Raw genomic sequence first — 14,826 nt, forward strand, 5'->3', positions numbered from 1 at the left:
CCTGCGCGCTGGTCTTTGGCACACTGCGCGGCTACTTTTCAAGGATGGATGCCGTGCAGGAAATGATTCTGCCGTTGAAGCGTTACGCCCAGTTCGATGGTCGTGCCAACCGTCGCGAGTACTGGATGTTCCAGCTGTTCATGTTGATCGTCTCCGCCGTGCTGATGGTGCCGCTCATCGCCGGGTTGGTGATGCAGTCCGATGGCCTGGGCATCGCGTCGATCATTTCTGTTCGTTGTGTTCTGGCTGGCTACCTTCCTGCCGGTCATCGCTGTCACCGTGCGCCGCCTGCATGACTGCAACCAGTCGGGCTGGTTGTACCTGCTGGCCTTCGTTCCGTTCGGTGGCCTGGTGATCTTCGTGTTCGCGCTGATGCCGGGTACGCCGCAGGAGAATGTGTACGGTCCGGTGCCGACGGGGCCGTAAGGCTGAGGGAGTCGAGCATGCTCGACGCTACAGAGGCAATGACTGAAGCCGGCATTGTCGCCGGCTTCGTCTTTACTTGATGCTGCAGTCACCGAAGGACAGGTAGTCCGTGCCGGAACTGAACTGCAGCGTGCAGCTGGCGGTGAACGTTGCGCCTTCTTCCAGCGCACTGAGCTTGGCGGCCTGCTGCGCATCGTCGGTGGTCAGCCGGGCCAGGACATTGCCCTGGTCATCGCCCTGCTTCGATCAGTGGCTCGCCCTGCAGTTGCTGGACACGCCCAGCGCCACCCGCGGTGAACGTTACCGTCTGGTTGAGTTGTTCCATGCTCAGCGTCGAATTGCCGGCCTCTTCGTAGGCCTGGTAGAGCGACGGCAGGTCCTGCGCGGCGTGCGCGGCCAGCGGCGCAAGCAGGCCGAGGGAAAGGGCGATCAGGGTGGTGTGCTTCAAGGGAGTCTCACAATCATGGGATCCAATCCCATGGCGGTCATGGCGCGGATGAACGCGGCCTGGTCGGCGCAGGCTGCCCGCCCTCCGTGGCTGCGCTGTAAGCGGGGCGATCCAATGCCCCGGTGGCCGGCAAAATAGGGGAGTGCCGCGTCCAGCGCAACCGGGTCATCGCGCGCGTGATACACAGCGTGACGTTCGATCGATGTGATAATCATTCGCGTTTGAGGGTAGACTGCGGTCCCTTGTGAACCGGCGGCCGTGGGCCGCTTCTGCCGCCGCTGATGAAGCATTTCGTCTGCCTTCGCGCCGGGGCCCGTTGGCCCGCGGCCTGGCCGCCTTGATGATGGGTCTGCTCCTGGCCACATCCGTACGCCCATGCGCAGCAGCGCAATCCGCTGCAGAAGATCGGCCACACCGTGCTCGATGAGCCGGCAGCGAGCTATCGCTTCGAGCATTTCGTGGTGGACAGCCCCGACCAGCAGCGCCGCTGGCGGGTGAACCTGGCGATCCCGGCCAAGGCCGGCAAGACGCCATCGCCGGTGCTGTATGCGCTGATGGCAATGCCGTGGCCATGGTGCTGGACCAGCCGCTTCTGGCCGAGTTGGCCGCACGCAAGGCGCCGCCGGTGCTGGTGCTGATCGGCTACGACAACGACCTGCGCATCGATTCGAAGGCGCGCACACCCGCGACTTACACCGCATGGATCGACCGCGCCGACGACGAAAGCGGTACGACCCAGGCGGTTGGCGGTGGTGCTGGCCGCGTTCCTGGATGTGATCGAGCGCCGCATCAAGCCGGAAGTCGAGCGTCGCGCACGCATCGACAGGCAGCAACAAGCGCTGTGGGGCCATTCGCTGGGCGGGTTGTTCGTGCTCAATGCGCTGTACACCCGCCCGGCCGCCTTCCAGTCCTATCTGGCCGCCAGCCCGTCGCTGTGGTGGAGCCAGGGTGCGGCGCTGGGGGATCCGGAACAACAGTTCGTGCAGAACGTGCACGGCCAACCGCAACGCTCTGGCTGATGCTGGGTGGTGCCGAGCGTGTCGGTGATCGCGGCAAGCGTGACATGAACAATCCGCGCGTGGTCGCACACCTGCGCCGCATCGGCGGCGCCACCCCGATGCGGCGATGCAGCTGTCCGAGCGCTTGGGCAAGGTGCCGGCATGCGCGTGCAGTACCGCGAGTTTCCCGGCCTTGGCCACGGCCCGATGCTGCCGGCGTCGTTCCACGCGGCGCTGCATGAGCTGTATGGCGTGACCGACCGCAGTGCTGGCGATGGCGCCCCCGATGGCGGTGACAACGCCGCCGAATGAATCCCTTCGCACGCGATGCCGTGCGACCCACTACCCAGGCGAGCTGCCGACGTGCAGCGGCCCAGGCAACCGATGACTCCCGCGCCACGTGGCGCGGCCTACGTGTGCAAGGAGCCTGCCATGTCGTTCCGTCCGTCTCTCCGTCTTACCTCTCTCGCTGCCGGCCTGCTGCTGGCGGTGACCGCCACCGCGCAGCCGGTGTTCGACCAGCCGGCCAACGCCACTTTCAAGGGCGAGGTCGTCTCGCGCGGTGAGAACGTGGTTCCCGGCAGTACGGCCGGACGTGGTCGGTCGCGGGTTCGTGCCGGGCCAGAAGGTCAGCCTGCTGCGTGGCGACAGCGTGCTCAACACGCAGCCGCTGGTGGTCGATGCTGATGGCAACTTCAAGACCCAGCTGAGCATTCCGGCCGACGCCGTGCCGGGCACCCATCCGGTGGTGGTGCGCGCCAGCCAGCCGGCCGCAGCCACGGTGCTGAAGCTGCGCGTGTCGCCGCAGCTGCCGCTGTCCCGGCCAGGCGCAGTTCGCCACCCAGTCCAACAAGCTGGTGCCGGGCCTGTACCAGTCTGCCTACAGCGCCGCCAGCAATGCGGTGTTCGTGACCTCGGCCGTGGGCCGTCCGCCGGTGACCCAGTCGCAGCTGCTGAAGCTGGACCCGAAGTCGCTGAAGGTGACCAAGGCGATCACCCCGGCGCAGGTGCCGGGCAGCACCAATGGTGCGGTGTACGCGGTCTACGGCGTGGGCGTGGATGACACCAATGGCAATGTCTGGGTCACCAACACCGCCAGAACTCGATCGCGGTCTACCGCCAGAAGGACTGTCGCTGGTCCACCAGTTCCCGGTCGATGCCGTGCCGCATGCGCGCGACGTCGTGGTCGATGGCAGACCCACGGCAAGGTGTTCGCCTCGGCCACGGGCGAGGACCACCTGTCGGTGTTCGACGCCAGGACCTTCAAGGAGCTGCCAGCGGGACGCTGGAGTCCGGCGTGGATGACGGCAAGTTCACCCCGATGAGCATGGTGCTGACGAGAAGGGCGGCAAGCTGTTCACCGTCAGCATCGGCACCCCGGAAGCGGCGGTGATCGATGTGGCCAGCGGCAAGGTCGAGAAGGTCATCGACCTGGGCAATTCGATCAGTGCCTCGGGCGTGGCCTTCGACGCGGCACGCAACCGCCTTTACGTGGCCTCGCAGGGCACCGACAACTGCTGATCGTCGACGTGGCGGCCGGCAAGGTGCTGCATGACGTGCCGGTCGGCGCCGGTGCGCTGAACGTCGCCTTCGATGATGCCTCGGCCTGGCCTATGTCAGCAACCGTGGCGCAGGCACCGTCACCGTGTGAATGGTGACGGCAAGGTGGTCGCCAACCTCGATGGCGGCACGCTGCCGAACCATGTCCGCGCCGACGGCAAGGGCAACGTGTTCGCGGTGAACAAGTCGCGCGGCGCCGAAGACCCGAAGGGTGACCGCATCACCCGCATCACCCCGAAGCAGTAAGTCACACGGCAGGGCGGCGTGCGCGTCGCCCTGCCAGCAAGGAGAACAAGCATGAACATCGCGTCCCCGTCTGCGCCTGTGTGCGTCTTCCGTTGGCTGTCTCGCTGGCACTGGCTGCCTGTGGCGGTTCATCGACGCCCTCGGATACCGGCACGCCGGCTGAGCCTGCCGCCGCGACCGCGGCTGGCGAAGTCGCGTTGCCGGCAGGCTGGCAGCATGTGGCCGGCACTGATATGCCGGCCGTGCGCGATCAGAAGGCGGTGTTGCCGGCCAAGGTGCATTCCGATGACGGCGCCGATATCGAGGTGGTCGATACCAGCCGCATCATTGCCGGCGGCGACGACGTCATCGCGGTGATCGAGGCGCTGGGCCTGGGCAAGCAGGTTTTGCCGCGCCGACCAACACCACCACCCAGGCCGGCCTGACCGCGCCGCACCAGTTCCTGTTCAACCGCACCACTGGCGTGGAGGGCGTGCTGAGCCTGCAGGGCTCGCTGTTCCTCGGCAACAGCCTGCGGCCGCCACACCGAGCTGGCCAAGAAGCTGCGCGAAGTGGGCGAACCGGCGGTGGTCATCGATGACCTGCAGCCAGCGCCTGACAAGGTGCGCAAGGTCGCCGCCGCACTAGGGCTGGCCGAGGCAGGGCAGGCGCTTGCCACGCAGGTGCAGCGCCAGCTCGACGAGGCTGCAGCGATTGGCAAGGGGTTGGGCCATGCGCACGAGTGATCCACGTCTCGGCCACGGGTGCCGGTGGCTCACCGACCGTTGCCGGTGCCGACAGTGCGTCGGCGCAGCTGATCGCCCTGGCCGGCGGCATCAACATCGGTACCGAAGCGGGAGTGAAGAACTACTCGCAGCTGAGCAATGAGGGCGTGGTCGCGGCGGCACCGGAAGTGATCCTGGTGACCGAGCATGACCTGCAGCTGTTCGGCGGTACGAAGGCCTGTGGAAGGCGTACCCGACGCTGAAGCAGACGCCGGCCGGTCAGGCCAACCGGGTCTGGGTGATGCCGGATGTGCAGCTGAAGTACACCAGCGTGGGCTCCGGTGCCGGTGCGCTGGCGCTGGCCAAGGCCCTGGCGGCGTTGCCGAAGGCATGAGTCCGGCGGATCGGCGCCGCCGTCGCGGGCGGACGATGTTGCTGGTGGCGTTGCTGGCACTGCTGGGGGCGGTTACTGGCCTCGTTCGCCGTGGGTCCGTTGCGGTTGCCGCCGCTGGAGGTGATGCAGGCGCTGGCGGTGAAGCTGGGCCTGCTTGATCCGCAGGCAGTCAGCAGTCGTGACCTGGCCGTGGTCTGGCAGTTGCGCATTCCGCGCGCCCTGCTGGGCGCGATGGTCGGTGCGTCGCTGGCGATGGCCGGCGCCAGCCTGCAGGGCCTGTTCGGCAATCCGTTGGCCGACCCCGGCATCGTCGGTGTCAGCCAGGGCGCGGCACTGGGCGCAGTTGCCGCCATCGTGCTCGGCGCCGCGGGTGCTGCCGGCTGGCTGGTGCCGGTGGCCGCGTTCGCTGGCGGCGCACTGGCCATCGGCTTGACCTACGCATTGGCCCGGCCGGGCAAGGGGACGGGCAACGCCACGCTGCTGCTGGTCGGTATCGCGATGGCCGCGTTCTGCTCGGCGTTGATCGGCTTCCTGACCTATATCGCCAGTGAAAGCGAACTGCAGTCGCTGGTGTTCTGGCAGATGGGCTCGCTGGCGCGCGCCAACTGGGCCGACGTGGCGGCGGTGGTGCCGTTGTTCGCCATTGGTGTGTTCGCACTGCAGCGGTTGGCTACGCCGCTGGACATGCTGGCGCTGGGTGAACGCCAGGCACAGCACCTCGGGCTGGATGTCACACGTACGCGTCGCCGCCTCGTGGCCTTCAGCGCGCTGCTGGTCGGGGCAGCGGTGGCGTTTGCCGGCTCCATCAGTTTCGTCGGCCTGGTGGTGCCGCACGTGGCACGCTTGCTGGTCGGCCCGGGACACCGCTGGCTGCTGCCGTTGTCCGGGCTGCTCGGTGCGCTGTTGATCGTGGTGGCCGACACTGCCGCGCGCACATTGGATCCGCCGGCCGAGATTCGCTGGGCCTGTTCTCGGCAGCGCTGGGCGCGCCGTTCTTCCTCTGGCTGGTGCTGCAGCAGCGCCGCAAGGCCGCGCCATGAGCGTGCTGTTGAAGCTGCACGAGGTGGTGGTGCGTCGCCAGCAGCGCGAGATCCTGCATGGCATTTCGCTGGCGTTCGAGCCGGGTACGGTGACCGCGCTGGTGGGCCCGAACGGCGCAGGCAAGTCCCACGTTGCTGGCCGTCGCCGCCGGTGACCTGCGCGCTGACGCGGGCGAGGTAAGCCTGCTCGGCAAGCCGTTGGCCACCTACAAGGCCGGGCCGCTGGCACGTGAGCGCGCGGTGATGCCGCAGGAGCACGGCGTGCGTTTCGCCTTCAGCGTGGAGGAAGTGGTGGCGATGGGGCGGCTGCCGCATCCGCCGGATCCGGTGGTGGATGACGCCCAGGTGGAAGCCGCCATCGATGCTGCCGACCTGCAGGCGCTGCGCCTGCGTGAGGTGCAGCAGCTGTCCGGCGGCGAGTCCGCCCGGACCACGTTCGCGCGCGTGCTGGCGCAGGACACGCCGCTGCTGCTGCTGGATGAGCCAACCGCAGCGCTGGATCTGCGCCACCAGGAACGCACGCTGCGCAGTGTGCGCGCCTGCGCCGAGGCCGGGGCGTGCGTGATCGTGGTGCTGCACGATCTCAATCTGGCTGCCGGCTATGCCGACCGCATCGTGCTGCTGGAGCAGGGCAGGGTGGCGGCCGATGGCACGCCGCTGCAGGTGCTGACCGAAGGCAACCTGCAGCGGGTCTACCAGCAGGACGTGGTGGTGCTGGAGCATCCGCGGCGCGGGGTGCCGCTGGTGGTGGTGACCTGAGCGCAGGCCTGGCGCGCTCCACCGCGTATCATGCTCGACGGGATTTCCTTCAATGGACTGATGCAATGATCTGTAATGTTTCGCGTGGCGTGCTGCTGGCCGTGATGGTCGCCTCCGCAGGCGCCGCCAATGCGGTATCGACCTCGCCGGTGTCGCTGATGAGCGCGGCCGAGCAGGCTTCTCTGATCGAAACCCGGTACTCGGCCGGTGATGGCGCTCCGGTGGCCGCGATGACCACCCGCTACTTTGCCAATGATGAGCTGTCGGTCAGCTGGGATGACCAGCAGGTGCTGGTGCTGTGCAAGGAAGCGGCGTATCTGAAGATTCCCGCCGCCAAGCTGAAGGCCGATGCGCTGACCACCGAGCAGCGGCAGATGATTACCTACCAGGCGGTGATGTCGGGGCTGGGGCGATCGCAGCCGTGGCCGAAGTGCCGGCGACGCGGTGACGGTGGCCGACGATGGCAGCGAGCTGCGCCGCCACGGGTGAAAGCAACTGGGCCTACGGTGTGGAGCGGTATGACGTCACCACCCAGCGCATGGCTGACGGCGCGCTGCGGGTGCGGGCGCGCAAGACCGAAACCGTGAACAACGCCAAGCCCGCTTCGCCGGATGATACGTTCAGTACGGAGGATGATCAGGCGGCTCGCCTGTCCGAGCTGGCACCGGTTGGGAGCTGGACCGAAGCGTTGATCCACGGCGGCCCCCGCCAGGCGCAGGTGGATCCGGCGATGCGCTGAAGGGATGGGTGTCGATGGCGGACGACCAGGCGGCGACCGTGGCTGAGGCTCGCACGCTGCACGAGTGCAAGTAATGCAGGGCAGGGGTCAGAGCCCTTTGCCCGTGGCAAAGGGATCCGACCCCGAGCGCTGTCGGCCTCATCGTTCCATTTATGCGCGCAATATTCACTTGCGCGCCAGATTGGCAGGTCTAGAAGGCGCCCCATGAACCGGATGCCGCTCCTGAAGTTTTTCACCCTGACCCGCGCAAGCGCGGAACGGGCGTGTCTGCCTGGAGCCTCACGAGGCCGTTGAATCGGCCATCGCAGGACCTTCGACAGAGCGCCCTCCGGGGCGCTCTTTTCGTTTCCGCAGTTCCATTCCCGTAACCCGATGTACCAGCAAGGAGAACGTGCCATGCACCAGATCGCCGAGACCGAACGCTAGCCGCGCACCCTGTCGCCAACCGGGGTGTGCGGCCCCTGGAGTTGGCTTTGCAGGAACCTTTTCATGAACACCCAGACCCTTTCCCGCCGTCGCAACCTCGGCATCATTGCCCACATCGACGCCGGCAAGACCACGCTGACCGAACGCCTGCTGTGGAAAAGCGGCGAGATCCATCGCGTCGGCGAAGTGCACGACGGCAATGCGACCACCGATTTCTCGGCGATCGAACGCGAGCGTGGCATCACCATCGGCGCGGCCGCCGTGCAGGCACAGTGGGCGCCGCGTGACCTGCCGCCGCATCGGCTGACGCTGATCGACACCCCCGGCCACATCGACTTCGCCATTGAAGTCGAGCGCTCGCTGCGCGTGCTCGACGGCGCCGTGGCGGTGTTCTCGCCGTGGATGGCGTGCAACCGCAGTCCGAGACCCGTGTGGCGCCAGGCGCGTCGCCACCGTGTGCCGCTGATCGCGTTCGTCAACAAGATGGACCGCGTCGGCGCCTCGTTCCAGCGCGTGCTGGAGCAGCTGCAGGACAAGCTGCAGGCGCGGCCGTGGGCATTGGGCGTGCCGCTGGGCAGCGAAAGCGACTTCAACGGCTGGGTCGACCTGGTCGATGAGCGGGTACTGCACTGGCAGGATGGTGCCGTAACCACGGTGACCCCGTGGGACGACGCGGCGCGCGCCCTGTGGCAGGCGCAGCGCGACGCACTGGTCGAGGCTGTGGCCGACCACGACGAACTTCTGGCTGATGCCTGGCTGGAAGGTCGCGCGATCGATGCCGAGCTGCTGCGTGCGGCGATCCGTCGGGGCGACGCTGGCGGGTGCGGGCGTGCCGGTACTGGCCGGTGCCGCGTTCAAGGACAAGGGCATCGAGACGCTGCTGGATGCGGTGGTGGATTACCTGCCGTCGCCGCTGGATCGGCCTGCCGTCACCGCTGAAAGCGAGAATGGCGACGTGGTGCTGCCGCCGGATCCAGACGGTCCGCTGGCCGGCCTGCTGTTCAAGATCACCCACCAGCAGCACGGTGCCCTGAGCTTCGTGCGGCTGTACTCGGGCACCTTGAAGGTGGGCGACGCAGTGGCGAGTTCGCAGCATCCACAAGGGCGGCGCGTCAGTCGCCTGGTGCGGGTGCAGGCCGACCAGACCCACGATATCGAACAGGCCGTGGCCGGTGACATCGTCGCGGTGCTCGGCTGGAAGGATGCGGTCAGCGGTGAAACGCTGAGCGGGCGTGCGCAGCCGCTGCGCCTGGAGAACATCCAGGCACAGGCGCCGGTGCTGGCGTGGCGGTTGGAGCCGGCGCGTGCTGCCGACCTGATCCGGATGGCACAGGGCTTGGCCAGCCTGGCCCAGGAAGATCCGTCGTTCCGTGTCGAAACCGATCGCGACACGGCGGAGACTCTGGTCTGGGGCATGGGCGAGCTGCATCTGGAGGTGATGGTCGAGCGCCTGCGCAGTGAATGGAAGGTCGACGTGGGCGTAGGTGCGCCGCGCGTGGCCTACCAGGAGACGCCGATGCGTGCGATGACCGGCGTAGTGGGCCGGCTGGTCAAGCAGACCGGCGGCCAGGGCCAGTTCGCTCATGTGGTGCTGGATGTGGCCCCGCGCGAGGACGACCAGGTGGTGTTCAACGACCGCATCGTCGGTGGCGTGGTGCCGCGCAGCTTCATCGCGGCGGTGGAGAAGGGCGTGCGTGCCGCGCTGTCGGAAGGTCCGCAGGGCCATCCGGTGGTCGGCATCGAGGTCAGTCTTGTCGATGGCCAGACCCATGCCAAGGACTCTTCGGAGATGGTATTCCATCGCGCCGGCGCCGAGGCGATCAAGGCCGCGCTGGCAGAGGGCGGCACGCAGCTGCTGGAGCCGGTGATGGCAGTGACGGTGCATTCGCCGTCGGCATCGGTGGGGGATGTGGTCGGCGACCTCAACCGACGCCACGGTCGCATTGCCCGCATCGACGACCAGGATGGTCGTGCCGAGGTCAGCGGTTTCGCGCGCTGGCGCAGCTGGTGGGCTACACCACCTCGCTGCGCTCGCTGAGCCAGGGCAGGGCCAGCAGCGAGGCGCACCTGCATGGCTACGAGCCGGTGCGCGCTGCATGAAGAAGGTGAGGGAGCCCGTTCGCGGGCTCCCTTTTTCGTGTTGGCTGGTTCCCGTATCCACGCATGGCGTGGATCTACCGGGTGTCGTTGGGGTTTGCCCATCCACGCATGGTGCGATTCCGCCGGGCGATCGGGTTGCGGGCTCTGCAATGGATCCACGCCATGCGTGGATGCCGTTGTCAGGGGATCCGCCTTTTTTGCACTGCATCGCAACAAAACCGCAGAAAAAGCTGGATTAAAGTGATGCCTCACGATAAATTGCGCACCCCCCGTTGCTCGCCGCCGCCCGCACCCTGCCCATGCGTGATGACAAAGACCCCGGAACCCTGGAGCTGACCCTGCCGCGCAAGCGCGGTCGTCCGCCCAAGTTCGGGTACGCGATGAGCGATGCGCAGCGGGCCGCGCGCTACCGTGCGCGCAGGGCAGGGCAGGCCAACCATGCCGACGTGCGCTCCTGCAGCGACATGGTGCTGCTGGACAAGATCCGTGCTGCGGTGAGCGCGCGCGACACCGAGCTGGCCGGGTTCCTGGTCCACGTGCTCTGGCAGCGCTACCCCCTGCAGCTGAAATAGTTCGCGCGCGGGGTGGCCGTTGTCATCGAGCTTGTTGATAATGCGGGATTCAGGTTGTTCCCGCTGGCGTGCCCGGGATGGCAGGCGCGCATGATCGAACGGTTCCCAAGATGACCACCACCAGCGACACCACCACCGAAGCGGCGCAGAGCGGCGCCCCCCTGTTCTATACCCGTCCGGTGCCGCTGCAGGCCGATGTGCATGCCGATCTGCGCATCCTGCCGGGCAAGCTCGAGTTCGCCGCCGGCAACAACGCCATTCCGCTGGTGCTGGGCGAGTTCTCGCTGGCCCTGCACCACTTCCCGATCCTGTTCGCCGGCCCCGGGCGCGGTGCCGATGGCCGCCGTGGGCGTGTCCGACCAGAACCTGTTCATCAAGGACGGCCTGTGGGAAGACGAGGCCTATATTCCGGCCTACCTGCGCCGCCACCCCTTCATCTTCATCGACACCGGCGCGGAGAATGACTTCCTGCTGGGCATCGACGAGGAAAGCCCGCGCGTGGTCAAGGGTGGCGAAGAAGGCCAGCCGCTGTTCGTTGACGGCAAGGCCACCGAAATGGTGCAGCAGGCGCTGGAGTTCTGCGGCCAGTACACCCGCGAGCACGAACAGACCCTGGCCTTCTCCAAGGCCCTGACCGACAACGGCCTGCTGGTCGAGCGCAACGCCACCGTGCGTACCCCGGATGGCCGCGAGTTCAACCTCAATGGCTTCCTGGTGGTGGACGTCGAGAAGTTCGTTGCACTGCCGGAAGCGACCGTGGTCGAGTGGCACCGCAGCGGCTGGCTGGCACTGATCCACCAGCACCTGATGTCGCTGGGTCGCTTCAATGACCTGACCCGTCGCCAGGTCGAGCGCCTGGCCGCCTGATCAAGGCACTGGCAGGGTTCCCGCTGCGTGGGAGCCCTGTCCAGCCTTCAGCACGTCCAGCAGGCGCCGCGCATCGGCCCAGTCCGGCGCGGCGTCATGTGCCAGATCGGCCAGCTCCGCCGCGATGGCCGCATGCTCGCATTGGCCCAGCATCTGCAGCGTGCCCTGCAATCGGTGCGCGTGATGGCCTAGTGCCGATGCGTCCGCGCGATCGACAACCCGCTCCATGCTGTCGAGCTCATCGCGGATGTCGGCGATGTAGGCTGCGTCCATGTCAATCGTCCGCGCGGCTGCGCCCAGGCCCTCTGGTCGCGCAATGCCGAGCGCAGGCAGCAGCTGGGCGGCGCGCAGCGGCTTGGCCAGTACCGCGTCGAAGCCCGAGCGACGGCAGCGTGTGCGATGACGCCGTCCGGTGCGGGCAGACAATGCGATCAGGCGAATTGCCTGCCCGGCATGCCCACGCAGTTCGCGCGCCAGCACGTGACCATCGATGCCACGCAGCCCGATGTCGATCAATGCGATGGGGCGGGGCTGTCGCGCCTGTTCGGCCAGGGCGCCAGCCACGTCCTCCACGGCGCACACCTCAGCGCCCCAGCGGCGCAGCTGTTCGGCGAGGACGTGGCGATTGAGCTCGTGGTCCTCGACCAGCAGCAGGTGCACTCCGGCCAGTGGCGTATCGCCCACGGGCATGTCCTGGGCATCCTCACCGGCGCCAGCCGGGCGCACCGGCAGGCGCAGGATGAAGCGACTGCCGCGGCCCAGCACGCTGTGCACGGTGAGGTCGCCGCCCATCGCGCGGGCCAGCTCGCGCGCGATGGAAAGCCCCAGGCCACTGCCGCCACGCTGCTGTCCGCTGCTGCCTTGCTGGAAAGGCTGGAACAGGGGTGGCTACCTGTGCCGGTGCGATGCCGATGCCGCTGTCGATCACCTCCAGCAGCAGCTCCCGCGGACACGCCGTCGGCATCAGCTGCAGGCGCAGCTCGATGCCGCCGATATCGCTGAACTTCACCGCGTTCGCCAATAGATTGCTGGCAATCTGGCGTAGCGCATCGGCGTCCACCAGGATGTTCGACGGGGATGCATCCTGGGTATCGAGATGCAGCTGCAGGCCTTTCCGCTGGGCCTGCGGCCGGATCGCCTCCAGTGCCTGCCGGCACAGCTGAACTGCATCGCAGGCTTGCGCATGCGGCTTGAATGCGCCGCTCGCAAGGCGCGAAAAGTCCAGTGCGCGGTTCAACAGGCTGCGCAGGGATTGGCTGGCCGTGCTGGCAGCGGCCAGCAGGTCGCGTTCACCCTTCGGCAGTGTCGATTGCCCCAGCAGCTCGATCGAGGTCAGCACGGCCTGCGCCGAGTTGCGCATCTCGTGGCTGATCACGCCGATGGCGTGCGCGCCGCTTCGGTCACCGCGTGCCCGCAGGTGGCGCATTGCGAGCCACAGCAGCGGCAGGGCGATCAGCAGGGGAGCCAGCAGCAGCCACCGGCGCGGGGGCGACGCCTGCATCCAGTCCAGTGCATTCCCGGCCGCGGCAGGCAGCGTCTGCCCCGCCCAGAGTCGAAGGAGGCCCGCATGCTCCTCCAGTGTGATCTCACGTAGTGCCTGTTGGATGCGGCCCAGCAGCTGCTGTCTTCGTGGCGGACGAGCAGGTAGAGGTCGGTGGAGAAGCCGCTGTCGAACGACTGCAGGCGCAGGCTGCCATTGAAATGGCGTCGAACCAGGGGGCGTAGTGTGGGCTCCAGGCCGATCGCCACGTCCGCCAGGCCGGATTCGACGGCGGCCAATGCCGCGTACCGATCAGGCAGGTGCCGCAGCCGGACCTGTGGGTGATGTGCGTGCAGCCAGCCGGCGTAGGGCCCGCCTTCAACGACGGCGACGACCCGCGTGCCGAGTTCGTGCATCTCCCGTGGCAACCACTCGCTGGCGCGTCCGGCCAGCAGGGTGGCGCCGCCACGAAAGCGGCTGGACGCGGCAAGGTCGGGGCAGGGGAGGGCCTGGTGCCTCGCCCCGCCAAAGACCATGACCAGGTCGGCCTCGTGATGGCACACCGCGAGGATCGATGCGGCGGTGGTTGGATAGGGCTGTTCCAGGAAACGGAGCTGGGCGTGCCGGGCCACCAGGTTGGCGTAGCCATGGGCAAGCGTTGGCGGTGATGACGTATCAGCCAAGGCTGCGGGCAGCGGGCGCAGGGAGGGGGTCGTGGCGACCCGTACCGTGCTGCCCGGCAGCCAGCGTGGCGACCGGATATCTTCGGCGAGGCAGCCGGCAGGAGAAGGAGCGCCAGCAGCCCCGTGGACAGGAAGCGGCGGCGCAACGGCGGCTGGCGCCTCACGGTGTCTCCAGTCGTTCGCGCAACGCGTAGATCTCCACGTCGCTGCGCAGTCCCAGCTTGCGCAGCACGGCAACCTTCTGCGTGCTGACGGTCTTGATGCTGCGATGCCGGCGCAGTGCGATCTCGGAGACGGTCAAGCCTTCCAGCAGCAGGCCCAGCACCTCGCGCTCGTTGCGGCTGAGCTCGCCGCGATCGCCGGCCAGCCTGACGTCCGGTGGAACCAGGGTCAGGCCCTGGGAAACCCGCACGATGGCGTCGGACAACGCAGGAAGCGGCTCGGCCTTGCTGACGAACCCGCTGAGCCCGGCATCGATCAGGCTGTTGAGGTTGGTGGTGGGCGAGAGCGTAGCGAAGGCCAGCAAGGGCGTGCGCGGGAAGTCCCGGCACAGCCGGGCAACCAGCTCGATGCCGCCAGGTCGCCACCGGCGAGCGTGAGGTCGATGATGGCCACATCAACGTGCGTGGCTTGCAGGCTGCATAGCAGATCGTCGCTGCAGCCATGGCTGGCGATGATGTCGAAACGGAGGTCGCCTGACAGGTGGAGGGCGGTGCCGCGACGGACCACTTCGTGGTCGTCCAGGAGCGCCAGGCGTAGCCGACGCGGTGCAGGAAATCCATTCATGCGCGGGAGGTGGTCGGCGCCCATGGGCGTGGCCGTCATTCTGGCGCCGCTGTCGCGTCGAACATCGAATTTGTTGCGTTTTTACGACTATTCCTAAAGATCGATGGATGCGCTCCATCGATACGGGCTGATCCATGGGCCGGGCGTATCGTCAGGTTGAAGGCCGCCGGGTCGCATTGTCCTGGAGGGCTCTCCTGGGTGTGGCTGACCCGTATTGAAGGGCTGCCGACACCGTTCGAGAGGGCATTAATGTGACGCATCACGGCGGAGTACCTGATCCCGAGTGAGTCGGGTCGTGGGCGGCTCCGCAATCTATCGCACCGATTGCGGTACACGCCTCAGCCTACCGGTGTCGTAGCCCATGGCCGCGATGCGTTGCACGGCCTGCTGGTAGTCGCTCTCGGATACCTGCGGCGTGCGTGCCATGTACCACACATAGTCGCGCTTGCTGCGCGCGATGATGGTCTGGCCGTAGTCATCGCGCAGCCAGGCAATCACATACTCGGCCTGGATCGGCAGATGAACTGCATGCCCCAGATGGCGCCGTTGCCGTTCTTCTCGACCCGTCCAACAGGGTGCATCGACTTCTGCGGGGCGT

General features: G+C 67.4%; 9 protein-coding genes and 10 pseudogenes. 12 read left to right on the plus strand and 7 right to left on the minus strand.

Annotated features, from left to right (window positions below; all coding sequences use genetic code 11):
* Positions 1-53: 53 nt before the first annotated feature.
* Positions 54-426, plus strand: a pseudogene (locus AB1281_RS00905) (DUF805 domain-containing protein).
* 72 nt (positions 427-498) lie between these two features.
* On the opposite strand, the pseudogene AB1281_RS00910 reads toward AB1281_RS00905, so the two are convergent.
* Positions 499-874 (minus strand): annotated as a pseudogene (locus tag AB1281_RS00910) (hypothetical protein).
* 281 nt (positions 875-1,155) lie between these two features.
* On the opposite strand from AB1281_RS00910, the pseudogene AB1281_RS00915 reads away from it, so the two are divergent.
* The 11 genes and pseudogenes from AB1281_RS00915 (at position 1,156) to AB1281_RS00965 (ending at position 11,279) form a co-directional block, all read left to right on the plus strand.
* Positions 1,156-2,184: pseudogene (locus AB1281_RS00915) on the plus strand (alpha/beta hydrolase).
* 120 nt (positions 2,185-2,304) lie between these two features.
* A pseudogene (locus AB1281_RS00920) lies at positions 2,305-3,678 on the plus strand (YncE family protein).
* Between the two features lie 51 nt (positions 3,679-3,729).
* A pseudogene (locus AB1281_RS00925) lies at positions 3,730-4,776 on the plus strand (heme/hemin ABC transporter substrate-binding protein).
* A pseudogene (locus tag AB1281_RS00930) lies at positions 4,773-5,816 on the plus strand (FecCD family ABC transporter permease). The pseudogenes AB1281_RS00925 and AB1281_RS00930 overlap by 4 nt, the downstream one beginning before the upstream one ends.
* A pseudogene (locus tag AB1281_RS00935) lies at positions 5,813-6,575 on the plus strand (heme ABC transporter ATP-binding protein). Before AB1281_RS00930 ends, AB1281_RS00935 begins: the two co-directional pseudogenes overlap by 4 nt.
* 65 nt (positions 6,576-6,640) lie before the next feature.
* On the plus strand, positions 6,641-7,162 hold the full coding sequence (locus tag AB1281_RS00940; protein WP_430344848.1) for a hypothetical protein: 522 nt from the start codon (positions 6,641-6,643) through the stop codon (positions 7,160-7,162).
* Positions 7,159-7,314, plus strand: coding sequence for a hypothetical protein (locus tag AB1281_RS00945; protein WP_430344849.1), 156 nt, complete (start codon positions 7,159-7,161; stop codon positions 7,312-7,314). The genes AB1281_RS00940 and AB1281_RS00945 overlap by 4 nt, the downstream gene beginning before the upstream one ends.
* Before the next feature lie 489 nt (positions 7,315-7,803).
* Positions 7,804-8,679 carry a GTP-binding protein gene (locus AB1281_RS00950; RefSeq protein WP_430344850.1) on the plus strand — a complete coding sequence of 292 codons (876 nt, stop codon included), beginning with the start codon at positions 7,804-7,806 and terminating at the stop codon, positions 8,677-8,679.
* Positions 8,680-8,779: 100 nt separating this feature from the next.
* Entirely contained in the window at positions 8,780-9,778 is a 999-nt protein-coding gene (locus tag AB1281_RS00955; RefSeq protein WP_430344854.1) for an EF-Tu/IF-2/RF-3 family GTPase, read from the plus strand.
* Between the two features lie 361 nt (positions 9,779-10,139).
* On the plus strand, positions 10,140-10,412 hold the full coding sequence (locus AB1281_RS00960) for a hypothetical protein (RefSeq protein ID WP_005409616.1): 273 nt from the start codon (positions 10,140-10,142) through the stop codon (positions 10,410-10,412).
* A 110-nt stretch (positions 10,413-10,522) separates the two neighbouring features.
* Positions 10,523-11,279, plus strand: a pseudogene (locus AB1281_RS00965) (SapC family protein).
* Here AB1281_RS00965 and AB1281_RS00970 read toward each other — a convergent pair.
* From AB1281_RS00970 to AB1281_RS00995, 6 genes and pseudogenes are all read right to left on the minus strand, one after another.
* Positions 11,280-11,552 (minus strand): Hpt domain-containing protein, encoded by a 273-nt coding sequence (locus tag AB1281_RS00970; protein WP_430344855.1) that lies wholly within the window; start codon positions 11,550-11,552, stop codon positions 11,280-11,282.
* A 111-nt stretch (positions 11,553-11,663) separates the two neighbouring features.
* Positions 11,664-12,101: pseudogene (locus AB1281_RS00975) on the minus strand (response regulator); the annotation flags it as partial.
* Positions 11,983-12,780 (minus strand): sensor histidine kinase, encoded by a 798-nt coding sequence (locus AB1281_RS00980; protein WP_430344851.1) that lies wholly within the window; start codon positions 12,778-12,780, stop codon positions 11,983-11,985. The pseudogene AB1281_RS00975 and the gene AB1281_RS00980, both read right to left, overlap by 119 nt.
* Entirely contained in the window at positions 12,732-13,442 is a 711-nt protein-coding gene (locus tag AB1281_RS00985) for a hypothetical protein (protein WP_430344852.1), read from the minus strand. The genes AB1281_RS00980 and AB1281_RS00985 overlap by 49 nt, the downstream gene beginning before the upstream one ends.
* 160 nt (positions 13,443-13,602) lie before the next feature.
* Entirely contained in the window at positions 13,603-13,968 is a 366-nt protein-coding gene (locus AB1281_RS00990; protein WP_430344853.1) for a LuxR C-terminal-related transcriptional regulator, read from the minus strand.
* Between the two features lie 572 nt (positions 13,969-14,540).
* Positions 14,541-14,826 (minus strand): annotated as a pseudogene (locus AB1281_RS00995) (lipocalin family protein); the annotation flags it as partial.

The sequence above is a fragment of the Stenotrophomonas sp. NRRL B-14846 genome (assembly GCF_050473585.1).
Classification (GTDB): Bacteria; Pseudomonadota; Gammaproteobacteria; order Xanthomonadales; family Xanthomonadaceae; genus Stenotrophomonas.